Source organism: Haladaptatus sp. W1 (assembly GCF_001723155.1).
Classification (GTDB): Archaea; Halobacteriota; Halobacteria; order Halobacteriales; family Haladaptataceae; genus Haladaptatus; species Haladaptatus paucihalophilus.
On sequence record NZ_MEIH01000103.1, the window covers coordinates 1 to 9,650 of the forward strand.

Genomic DNA, 9,650 nt, shown 5'->3' on the forward strand with positions numbered 1-9,650 from the left:
AACTCAAAGGCTTTATCAGTCCTCTCGGGTTATTTCTCGGTACTATGGCCGAAGACTCTCGATCACGAACCGGTAGCGCCGGTCGGTTCGGGGCGCGATACGGTCGCGTCGCGCGCAAGCGCATCTCCGAAATCGAAGCGGACATGAACGAAAACCACACCTGCCCGGACTGCGGTAACGACACCGTGGACCGACAGGGTACGGGCATCTGGGAGTGCGGTCGGTGCGGCTACACGTTCGCCGGTGGTACCTACCGCCCGCAGACGCCTGCCGGACGGACCGTCAAGCGTTCCATCCGCGCCGCATTGGCTGACGACGAATAATGAGCTACAAGTGTTCGCGCTGTAAGCGGGATGTCGAACTGGACGAGTACGGCGGCGTTCGCTGCCCGTACTGTGGACACCGCGTCCTGCTGAAAGAGCGCAGCCGCGACGTCAAGGAAGTCAACGTCCGGTAGCGCCCGTGTCTCACGACGCGCTTCTCGATTTCGAGTACGACGCCGAGGAGCGTGCGGTTCTCGTTTTTCGGAGCGTCGAGCAGGAGATCGGCAAAATAGACGACGACCGTTCTCGGACGACCGTCGAACGCGACGGGAACACGGTTTCCGTCCGCGTCGAGGCCGAGGACCTCATCGCCCTCCGTGCGGCGCTGAACACGTGGCAAACGCTCGTGGGCGTCGCCGAGACGGTCGCCGAAACGGGCGATTCGGTACGCAAACCGTCTCTCTAGATTGTTCAGATACTTTGTCGATTGTATCGACGGATTTGTGTTCGTAGGGTTCCTTTCGCTGGTACCGTGCTGCAGAAGAGACGGGAAACCAGTAACCGCCACGAATGGGTGTGCCCAGCGACTCCCCTCGGGTGGCGATAGGCGTGTTCGACCGACTCAACCCGTTCGGACGGAAAAAGAGCGACGACGAAACGGGTGATTTCGACCGCGACCATCGTATCGTGATTCGATGCCCCGAGACGATGACGCCCATCGCCACGGAGCACACCGACCCCGACGACTGGGACTCCAGCGTCGCGGATGGCGAAGGAATCGCGACCTACGACTGTCCCGCCTGTGGCGACCAGCACCGCTATCTCTGGGGGCCGCCGGTGCCGCTCTGTCTGGACGACGAGGACGACGAGGACGACGTAATTCTGTTCGAGAGCGAGTGAAACGCGGCGACTCCCGATTCATTTTCTACGCCACTCGTAGCCGTCTCCATCCGCGACGAGCAGTCCGTCGTCTCGCCACGTTTCGACCACCTCGTCCAGTCCGTCCCGATAACTCGAATATCGCGGGTTCCAGTCGAACGTCTCCCGGAACCGTTCGTTCGTCGTCGGCATCGAGTTCGTCAGCAGGCGCACCGAGTGTTTGCCGACGAACGGTCGGGCGAGCCATCCGGGAATCCGTCGCGGTGTCGGTGCTCCGAGACGGTTCGCGAACGCCGTCAGCATCGTCGCGAGAGAAACCGGTTCGTCGTCGGTGACGTGCCAACGGCCGGTCGCGTCGGACTCGACCGCCGCGGCGAACGCTCGCGCGGCGTCCTCGACGTGGAGAATCGAAAGCGCCGCATCCCGTCGCCCGAGGGGCCGTCGCCCAGAATCGGGAATTTCCGGTCGAGCAGGCCGGACCCCATCTGTCGGGTGTGCGCGGATTCGGGGGAGTAGAACCAGCCACAGCGGAGGATACCGACGTCGAAGTCTCCGTCCTCTCCGCCCCGCCGAACGATTCGCTCGGCGTCGAGCGCGAAGCGCGTCGTGCGGTCGGGGTTGGGCGAAACCTCCTCGTCGAACGTCCGTCCGTCCGGTTGGCGGGCGACCCAGACGATGCTCTGGAGGAGGTGCCGGTCGGCGTCGATTTCGTCTGCGACCGAGACCAAATTTCTCGCCTCTTCGGCGCGCACGCGGTCGTTTTTGACCCACTCGTCGTCGGTCGGTTTCCTGCTCGTCGGAATCGCCGTCGCAGCGTGAATCAGCACGTCACACCCTTCGGCGGCGGAAACGAGCGACTCCTCGTCGAGGATATCCCCGCGTCGCGGTTCTCCGCCGCGCTCGGCGACCAGTTCGTCTCCTCGCGCATTTCGAGAGAGTCCGACGACGCGGTGGTTCCGTACCGCGAGTTCGGCGACGAGTTCGCGACCGAGGACGCCGGTCGCACCGGCGACGAAGACGTTCATACTCGATAGTTCGTTCGAGCGGCCGATAGCGGTTCTGCCGCAGTCCTCTGGACGATTTATAAGCTCCCGAACGTGACGTACGGTATGAAATATCTCCGTTTGGTGCTCGACCCCGGCGAGACGCCCGTTCATCCCGTGTACGGGATTTTGACCGGTGCGGAGTACGTCGAGGACGCCCGTGCGCTCCACGGCAACCCGTCGGACCTCCCGGAAGACATCGTGACCCTCCTCTTGTATGTTCGCGGCGATGTCGAGCGGTTCACCGCCGCTCTCGACGAAATTCCCGAGGTACTGACGTACGACGTGACGTCCATCTCGGACGAGGAGTTCTACTGTTACGTCTACAACGAGACGACGGCGGTCGACGGGGCGTTGTTCTCCGCGTTCTCCCGGGAAAGTGTCGTTCAGTTGTCCCCCGTGAAGTATCACGACGACGGTCGAGCCACGTTCGCCGTCGGCGGGTCGGCGGCCGCGCTCCAGGACGCCATGGGCGACGTACCGAAGGGTGTCGAACTCGACGTCGAACTCGTCGGCGACGGAGCGACGGGCCACGAGTCCGTCGTGCGGTCGCTCAGCGAGCGTCAGCGGGAGGCCGCCCGAATCGCGGTCGAACTGGGGTATTACGACGTACCGCGGCGGGCAAGCCACGAGGACGTCGCCGACGCGATGGGCTGTGCGCCGAGTACGGCCGCGGAACACCTCCGCAAGGCCGAGTCGCGTGTCTTCGGGGAGGTGTTCTCGCGAACGGAGTGAGCGGGAGCCAGCCAGAACTCGTTCTGGTGTGTTCTCGTGAGTGACGAAGGAACGAACGAGGGCCAGTCGAAGCACGTTTCGACGCGTTCCCGCGAGTCAAACGCCCCGTCCTAACCGATACCTCGCCGAACCGTCCTGTGCCTCCACGAACGTAAAAGCGGGGCTTTTTCAGTCCGGGCGACAAGGGACGGGTATGCAGGGTAATCTTCCACCGGAAGCACAGGAGAAGCTCGAACAGCTGCAGGACCTTCAGGACACGGCCCAGCAGGTCGCAGTGCAGAAGAATCAGGCCGAGACGCAGCTCTCCGAGTCGGAGAACGCGCTCGACGAGCTTGACGACATCGACGAGGACGCGACGATGTTCCAGGAAGTCGGCGAACTGTTCATCAAGACGGACTACGAGACGGCCCAGTCCGACCTGGAAGACAAGGTTGACAGCCTCGAAATTCGCGTCGAGACGCTCAAAAAGCAGGAAGAGCGCGTCCGCGAGCAGTTCGAGAAGCTGCAGGGCGAACTTCAGGACATGCTCGGCGGCGGCGGCGCGGGCGGTCCGTCCGGCCCGACCGGTCCCGGCGGCGCTGGCGGCGCGTAAGCGATGGTCAGCGACGAGACGGTCGTCCAGACGGCCTCGGAAGCGGCCGAGGGCCTGATATTCGACCGAATCAAACAGTCTGACGTCAAGGACGTTGACGTGACGGTCACGTTCGAGGAGGGTATCCTCGAAGTGGACGTGTACGTCAACGCGCCGAACGCGAGTCGGGACGAGGAGAAGGTGGCGAACGACGCCGCACTGGCCGCCCGCGCGGCGGTTGATGATCTGTTCGCCGACGCCGAAGAATCGGCGTAAGCGTTACTTTCCTGACTGGCGTATTCAAGCCGAATTATTATAACTCCGACCCTATTTTAATACGTTGTGACGTGTCGTCAGTCACTGGCCCGCTCGGGGACGACCGCCGAAAACGGCGGAATCGGCGCGCTTTCCTCGCGCCGTGAGACAGCGTTCTCTGGGCTGAACCGTCCACCCGTCACTCGTCGGGACAACCGACGACCGGGAGACATTTCCCTCGGGCGAACCGGCGGCAATCGAGTGGCAAACGCCCTCCCTCACGGGAGAACGCGGGGACCGACGCGAACGACTGCACGCCGGGACAGGCCGAACGTGACGACCCGAAAACCCTCGGCGGAGACGCTGGGGGGGGAGTAGGTCCGGTATCGAACCGATGGGTGTGGGACGGTTTTCGGGCGAGCGACGGGATAGCGATGGGGGCTAGCGGCGGGGCAGCCACGGTTTTCCTGGCGTCTACATCGTAGACGCGATGGCGACGAGGACGACGACTCCGAGCAGTCCGATAGTGACGCCAGCGAGTAGTGGAACAGCCGTGAAGACGATGAGGAGGAAACAGGCGAACAGCCACGCGAGCGCCCATTTGAGAAGGCGAACGCGCGTTCGTTAGCGAAGCACCGAAAAAGGGAGTTTCGTTCAGGCTCGCGGTTCGAGGTTCCCGTGGGCGCGGAAGACGCCCTCGGGGTCGTATTCGGCCTTTATCTCCGCGAGTCGGTCCGCGTTCTCGCCGAACGGCACCTCCGATGATTCCTCTTCGAGTCCGGGGAAGTTGACGTACTGCCCGCGGATTTCGGGAAACTTCCGCATCTCGGCGATGGATTCGCGCACCCACGCGACCGTCGCGTCGGTCTGTCGAGGGTCGTCCCAGTTCGCCTCGAAGTTGAGTCCGTACGGCGCTTCGCGGTGTGCGAACGCGGTTTCCGTCTCGCCGACGCGGGAAAGCGCGCCGCCGCCCTGCCAGATATCGACGGTCGAGAGTGGAACCGGACAGCGCTCGGCGCAGCCGACGATGGCGTCGATGATGTCGTCGCTCAACTCGTCGACGTAGAGCGACTTCCAGTAGTAGAAACGCCCGTTCGGGTAGTCCTCGTCCAACATCGACTGGAGTTCGACGTAGGGCATCGTCCCGCTGAAGTCCGTGATCGGTTCTGCAAACTCACGAACCGTGCGGAGTTCCGCTTCGCCCTTCTCCGGGTCGCCCGCGTAACACCCGAGGAGGGCCACCGCCGAGTCGCCCCACGACTCCTCGGGGAACTCGGGGAGGTCCGGCACCCACGCGTAGAACGGCAGGAGGCTCACCTCGTCGGGCGCGTCGGCCGCGTACGCCCGGAACTTCCGGAGGACCTCTTCCGCCTGCTCGCCGTCGTACCAGACGAAGCACGTGGCGACATCCGGGCCGACGGGGTGGGCTTCGTACTCGAAGGCGGTGACGACGCCGAAGTTACCGCCGCCGCCCCGAAGCGCCCAGAACAGGTCCTCGTGTTCGTCCTCGCTCGCGGTGACGAACTCGCCGTCCGCCGTCACCACGTCCGCGGAGACGAGGCTGTCACACGAGAGGCCGTACTTCCGTCGGAGGTGTCCCATCCCGCCGCCGAGCGTGAGTCCGGCGATTCCCGTGTCCGAGACGACGCCCCCCGGCACCGCGAGGCCGAACGGTTGCGTCTCGCGGTCCACGTCGCCCCACGTCGCTCCGGCACCCGCGCGGACGCGACGCGTTTCGGGGTTCACCCGGACCCAGTGCATCGGTTCGAGGTCGATGACGAGGCCGCCGTCGACCACCGCGCGTCCGGCGACGCCGTGCCCCCCGCCGCGGACCGCTACCGGGAGGTCGTATTCTCGTGCGACATTCACGGCGGCTCGGACGTCCGCGACGCCGTCGCACCGCGCGACCATCGCGGGACGCTTGTTTATCATGCCGTTCCACACCGAGCGCTCCTCGTCGTAGTCCGGGTCGTCCGGCGTGACGAGTTCGCCCTTCAGTTGCGCGCGGAGTGGTTCCACTCCGGTTTCGGTCGTCTCTATCGCCATTGTCCCCACCGAGTGGAGGTAAGCGAGAGGCGTGGATAAACGCGACTGTGATTCGTCCGACAGCCTCAGGCGAGGAAGAAGATGAGGACGCTGATGGCCGTCACCGCGAGGATGACCGCCCCGGCGAGCGCCGCGCCCATGGCGATGACGGCGTTCGCGTGACTCGCCAGCGTCTCGGTGCGGTCGTTACCGAAGACGGTCACTTCGGCGTACTCGCTCGCCATTCCGGCTTCGACGGGTTCGAGGTCCGCGGTCGCCTCATCCGTTAACCGTGTGACGAGCGAGATGAGTTCGTCGTGGTCGATGGCCCCGCCGACCTGATTCGAGGATTCGACCATGTTCACGATGTGGGTGTCGGTGGTCATCACCTCCACGTCGTCCGCGTCCACGGCGGCGACGATGCGGTCCCGGAGGCCGGGTTCCATGTTATTGCCGTCCACGAGGACGTAGGCCGTCCGCTGTCCCGCGACGTCGAGCACCCCGACGCGAACGCCGAGCGGCCCGATTCCCTCGGCGGGCGTCCACTCGGTCTCGTCCCACGCGACGCCGAGTTTCGGACGACCGCGCTTCGCAGTTCCGAGTTCGTCCGCCGTCGCTCGCGCGGCCTGAATCATGTGGAACGAGCGCTCGCTTCCGGGGTAGATGTGGCCGATGTCCTCGCCTTGGAGACCGTTGTTGCAGTTGTGCGCATCGACCAGCATCACCTCGTCCACTCCGCCCGACCGGGCCTCCGCGGCGGCGGCGAGACCGACCGCGTACTCCACGTCGTCGGCGAACGTCGGGGAGTAGGTGGCGACGAGCAGCGCGTCGTCGCCGAACGACTGTCCGACGATTTTGGCGTCGCCCTCCCGCGTTCGAACGCTCTGGGTGGCGTCGTCGCTGTACTCGATTCGCTCGAAAGCGGTGTGTGCGGTTTCGAGGATGGTGTCCACTTCGCGCTCGGTGACGAGGTTGAAGTCGTGTCCGGCGGTGGCGTGGGGCGGGAACGCCAGCCCGTCCGACTCGGCGGCGACCCGGCGCGGAAGGTTTCCGCCGCCGATTTCGCCCATCGGACCCGGATGAATCATCGGCAGGACGAACCGCGCTTTCTCGCTTTCGTCCTCGCGGCGAAAGGAGAGGACGGTGACGGGGACGACCGCCTGTTGCCCGATCTGCTCGAAGAAGTCCTCCAGTTCGCGGGTCCCCTCCGCGATGTGGCCGATGAATCCTCGGAGGAAATCGAGCGCGCTGACGCCGAGACTGCGCCGCCATGGTCGGTCGATGACGGTGAGAAACCCGTAGACTCCGAGCGCGTACATCCCGCTGACGACCCCGAGCAGGATGAAATCCCGCGGCGCGATGATGCCGAGCGCCGCCGGGGCTTTGTCCCCGCGAGCGAGCAGGTTTTGGACGAGCGGCCCGCCGACTTCGAGGACGCGAATCGTCTCGCTGTAGATGAAAAACAGGACGGCGGCGGTGCCGGTCTGGATACTCGCGGGTATCAGTGCGACCGGAAACGAGGCGCGCGAGACGGCCATCACGACGAGGAGTCGGAGGGCGAAGACGGACGCGAGGCTGAAGATGAGTACGTCGAAGACGAACTGTTGGCCCATCCCCGTGAACGCCGAGATGACGCCCGCGACCGAGAGCACGGTGACGACGATGATTTCGCACGTCAGCGCGAGCAGCGACGACCGGTTGTAGGTCAACTGCCCGCCGAGACGCCGGTCAACTGGCGTGGTGAAGATGCTCGCGACGACCGTCGGCACCCCGATAAAGAAGATTCCCTCCCATGCGTCCTGGAGGATGTACTGCGAGTCGAACGCCCCGACACCCGCAATCGCGGCGATGAAGAGCGCGAACCCCAGACTCGCGTACCACCGCGGCGCACGGAAGATGTATCGGGACAGGCTCGCCAGGTCGCTCTGGGTCGCTGTCATTGGTCGAAACGCTACGCCCCGGAGAGTTAAAGTATACTACTCACACACGCTCTGGAAGTTTTCGAACACTTCCTCGCCCTCTTCGGTGTGTGCCACCTCCGGGTGCCACTGGACGCCGTACAGGTCGCGGTCGGAATCGCTCATGGCCTCGATGCCGCACACGTCGCTGGTGGCGGTTCGCTCGAATCCGCTCGGGACCTGCTTCACTTCGTCCGCGTGGCTGGCCCAGACGCGCGTTTCGGGTGCCAGCGACCCGACGAGCGGGTCGTCTTCGTTCGTGATATCGACGGTCACGTCGGCGTAGCCGCCGTACTCGCCCTCCCCGACTTCGCCGTCGAGAACGTTCGCCATCACCTGCATGCCGAGACAGATGCCGAGAACGGGGATGTCGAGGTCGAGGTACTCGGCGCAGTTGCCGATGTCGTCCATCGACGGGCCGCCCGAGAGGACGAGGCCGTCGGCGTCGATGTCCTCCGGCGGCGTGTCGTTGTCGATGAGCTCCGTTTCGATGCCCATGTCCCGAAGCGCCCGGTGTTCGAGGTGGGTGAACTGTCCGTGGTTGTCCACGACGAGGATTTTCGTCATTGCCGGGCGGTATGGAGAGCACGGATAAAAACGCCTCGTCACCGTCGCGCCGCGCGCGGCGCTCGGTCGCGGGTCACCGACGGACCACGAGCGCCGCGCCGAGCAGGATGACCGCGACCACGAACCCGCTCATGCCGGGGTGGTCGAACACGACGTTCGGACCGAACGAATGCGATCCGTTCGAACCGGGGGTCGTCTCGCCAGCGGGTTTGGCGTGCGTGGTCGTGTTCGCTTCACCGGTCGTCGTCGGCTGTCCGACCGCGAGCGTCCCCGCCGAAACGCCGTTCACGGCCACCTTCTGTTTGCCCGTCGCCGTCGCTTCGTAGGTGTAGGTAACCGTCTTCGTCTTCCCGGCCGCGACGTGGACCCGCTTTCTGGCTCCGACCGAGTTACCGACCGCGAGGACGGCCGGAATCGTTCCGTCGCCGTCGCCCGTATTCTCGAACGTCGCGGTGACCGTCACATTCTCCCCCTTCGACACCTGTTTTCTGTCGAGTGACACGTCCGTGACGTGGATGTCCGCTTTCGTCCGCTCCACCGTTACGGGCGTGGTCGCGCTGGCGGTGTGCCCGTTGCTATCGACGACCGTCACGCGGGCGATGTGTTCGCCCGGTTTCGAATAGGTGTGGGTCGTCGTCGGTCGCGTCGTCGTCTCGTCTACCGTCCCGTCGTCGTCGTAATCCCAGCGGTACTTCGTCGGCGTCCCCTCCGAGTCGCTCGATCTGCTCGCGTCGAGGGTGATGGGCGTTCCGGCGCTGGCCGTCCCCGCGGCCCGCAACGACGCCTGTAGCGAGCCACCACACGTTCCCGGCCGGACGGTCACGGGTGAGCCCATGTCGAGTTCCGTCGCGCTCGGACTACCCGATCCGCCCGAGAGGAACGCCCACGACGTGACGGGTTCGTGTTTGAGTTGCGGGTTGTAGAGCGTCGCATCATCGTTCCACGAGGGCGTGACGGTTATCTTCGAATCGCCGGACACGCCGCGGAAGACGCCGCCGTCGGTGCGCGACCCGGCCCAGATCCAATCGAGGCGCGTCCGCGACCAGCGGTCGTCACGGTGGGGGTACGTGTCGTCCATCAACACCCACTGGCCGGAACTCGGCAGGCCGTCGAACCCGAACGTCACCGTGCTCATCGGGTTGTTGTCGCCGGTTCGGCTCTTGTTCATCTTGTCGTGGATCATCACGAGGCTCGTCACGCCGCTCGGGGCCTGGTACAGGAACATCGTGCTCCCGTTCTCGCGGGTGAACGCTTTCGGACCGAAGTAGCCGTACGCCCAACTGCTCGAATTCGTGTACGGGGTGCGGTAGTCGTAGAAATCGACGACGTTCGTGTCGCCGTGAATCGGACTGAC

14 protein-coding genes are annotated in these 9,650 nt (G+C 64.9%); 8 read left to right on the top strand and 6 right to left on the bottom strand.

The genetic code is table 11. The features are described 5' to 3' along the window. The first annotated feature begins 44 nt into the window (after positions 1-44). The 4 genes from BG842_RS05865 to BG842_RS05880 all read left to right on the top strand — a co-directional run bounded on the left by BG842_RS05865 (position 45) and on the right by BG842_RS05880 (position 1,163). Entirely contained in the window at positions 45-323 is a 279-nt protein-coding gene (locus tag BG842_RS05865; RefSeq protein WP_007979967.1) for a 50S ribosomal protein L37ae, read from the top strand. Beyond that, positions 323-457 carry a DNA-directed RNA polymerase subunit P gene (locus tag BG842_RS05870; protein WP_007979966.1) on the top strand — a complete coding sequence of 45 codons (135 nt, stop codon included), beginning with the start codon at positions 323-325 and terminating at the stop codon, positions 455-457. Before BG842_RS05865 ends, BG842_RS05870 begins: the two co-directional genes overlap by 1 nt. Positions 458-462: 5 nt before the next feature. Continuing rightward, complete coding sequence (locus BG842_RS05875; RefSeq protein ID WP_069450054.1) at positions 463-729, top strand: KEOPS complex subunit Pcc1; 267 nt, start codon at positions 463-465, stop codon at positions 727-729. A gap of 143 nt (positions 730-872) precedes the next feature. Further along, on the top strand, positions 873-1,163 hold the full coding sequence (locus BG842_RS05880; RefSeq protein ID WP_232423790.1) for a hypothetical protein: 291 nt from the start codon (positions 873-875) through the stop codon (positions 1,161-1,163). A gap of 18 nt (positions 1,164-1,181) precedes the next feature. Here BG842_RS05880 and BG842_RS31130 read toward each other — a convergent pair whose 3' ends face one another. Together BG842_RS31130 and BG842_RS05885 are read right to left on the bottom strand one after the other, a co-directional pair. Continuing rightward, entirely contained in the window at positions 1,182-1,445 is a 264-nt protein-coding gene (locus BG842_RS31130) for a hypothetical protein (protein ID WP_254662934.1), read from the bottom strand. After that, positions 1,439-2,167, bottom strand: coding sequence for an NAD(P)-dependent oxidoreductase (locus tag BG842_RS05885; protein ID WP_254662935.1), 729 nt, complete (start codon positions 2,165-2,167; stop codon positions 1,439-1,441). The genes BG842_RS31130 and BG842_RS05885 overlap by 7 nt, the downstream gene beginning before the upstream one ends. Positions 2,168-2,251: 84 nt before the next feature. Between BG842_RS05885 and BG842_RS05890 the strand changes: the two genes are divergently transcribed. The 4 genes from BG842_RS05890 (at position 2,252) to BG842_RS28660 (ending at position 4,124) form a co-directional block, all read left to right on the top strand. Beyond that, positions 2,252-2,920, top strand: a complete 669-nt coding sequence (locus tag BG842_RS05890) for a helix-turn-helix domain-containing protein (RefSeq protein ID WP_069450059.1) — start codon at positions 2,252-2,254, stop codon at positions 2,918-2,920. Positions 2,921-3,113: 193 nt separating this feature from the next. Further along, positions 3,114-3,512 carry a prefoldin subunit beta gene (locus BG842_RS05895; RefSeq protein WP_007979952.1) on the top strand — a complete coding sequence of 133 codons (399 nt, stop codon included), beginning with the start codon at positions 3,114-3,116 and terminating at the stop codon, positions 3,510-3,512. A 3-nt stretch (positions 3,513-3,515) separates the two neighbouring features. After that, the gene (locus BG842_RS05900) at positions 3,516-3,767 is read left to right on the top strand and encodes a DUF3194 domain-containing protein (protein WP_007979951.1); all 252 of its coding nucleotides are present in this window, start codon (positions 3,516-3,518) and stop codon (positions 3,765-3,767) included. A gap of 66 nt (positions 3,768-3,833) precedes the next feature. Continuing rightward, positions 3,834-4,124, top strand: coding sequence for a hypothetical protein (locus BG842_RS28660; RefSeq protein ID WP_139136033.1), 291 nt, complete (start codon positions 3,834-3,836; stop codon positions 4,122-4,124). Between the two features lie 276 nt (positions 4,125-4,400). On the opposite strand, the gene BG842_RS05905 is transcribed toward BG842_RS28660, so the two are convergent. The 4 genes from BG842_RS05905 to BG842_RS05920 form a co-directional block, all read right to left on the bottom strand. After that, positions 4,401-5,792 (bottom strand): FAD-binding oxidoreductase, encoded by a 1,392-nt coding sequence (locus tag BG842_RS05905; protein WP_069450055.1) that lies wholly within the window; start codon positions 5,790-5,792, stop codon positions 4,401-4,403. A 65-nt stretch (positions 5,793-5,857) separates the two neighbouring features. After that, complete coding sequence (locus tag BG842_RS05910; protein WP_069450056.1) at positions 5,858-7,711, bottom strand: DUF2070 family protein; 1,854 nt, start codon at positions 7,709-7,711, stop codon at positions 5,858-5,860. A 36-nt stretch (positions 7,712-7,747) separates the two neighbouring features. Next, on the bottom strand, positions 7,748-8,296 hold the full coding sequence (locus tag BG842_RS05915) for a GMP synthase subunit A (RefSeq protein ID WP_069450057.1): 549 nt from the start codon (positions 8,294-8,296) through the stop codon (positions 7,748-7,750). 73 nt (positions 8,297-8,369) lie between these two features. After that, positions 8,370-9,650: PKD domain-containing protein (locus tag BG842_RS05920; protein WP_069450058.1), on the bottom strand; the 1,281-nt coding region annotated here is incomplete at its 5' end.

Excerpts from the sequence above, each read along its gene's own strand:
- BG842_RS05895 (WP_007979952.1), top strand. The coding sequence starts at position 3,114 with ATGCAGGGTAATCTTCCACCGGAAGCACAGGAGAAGCTCGAACAGCTG.
- BG842_RS31130 (WP_254662934.1), bottom strand. The coding sequence starts at position 1,445 with ATGCTGACGGCGTTCGCGAACCGTCTCGGAGCACCGACACCGCGACGG.
- BG842_RS05915 (WP_069450057.1), bottom strand. The coding sequence starts at position 8,296 with ATGACGAAAATCCTCGTCGTGGACAACCACGGACAGTTCACCCACCTC.
- BG842_RS05910 (WP_069450056.1), bottom strand. The coding sequence starts at position 7,711 with ATGACAGCGACCCAGAGCGACCTGGCGAGCCTGTCCCGATACATCTTC.
- BG842_RS05870 (WP_007979966.1), top strand. The coding sequence starts at position 323 with ATGAGCTACAAGTGTTCGCGCTGTAAGCGGGATGTCGAACTGGACGAG.
- BG842_RS05890 (WP_069450059.1), top strand. The coding sequence starts at position 2,252 with ATGAAATATCTCCGTTTGGTGCTCGACCCCGGCGAGACGCCCGTTCAT.
- BG842_RS05905 (WP_069450055.1), bottom strand. The coding sequence starts at position 5,792 with ATGGCGATAGAGACGACCGAAACCGGAGTGGAACCACTCCGCGCGCAA.
- BG842_RS05900 (WP_007979951.1), top strand. The coding sequence starts at position 3,516 with ATGGTCAGCGACGAGACGGTCGTCCAGACGGCCTCGGAAGCGGCCGAG.
- BG842_RS05885 (WP_254662935.1), bottom strand. The coding sequence starts at position 2,167 with ATGAACGTCTTCGTCGCCGGTGCGACCGGCGTCCTCGGTCGCGAACTC.
- BG842_RS05865 (WP_007979967.1), top strand. The coding sequence starts at position 45 with ATGGCCGAAGACTCTCGATCACGAACCGGTAGCGCCGGTCGGTTCGGG.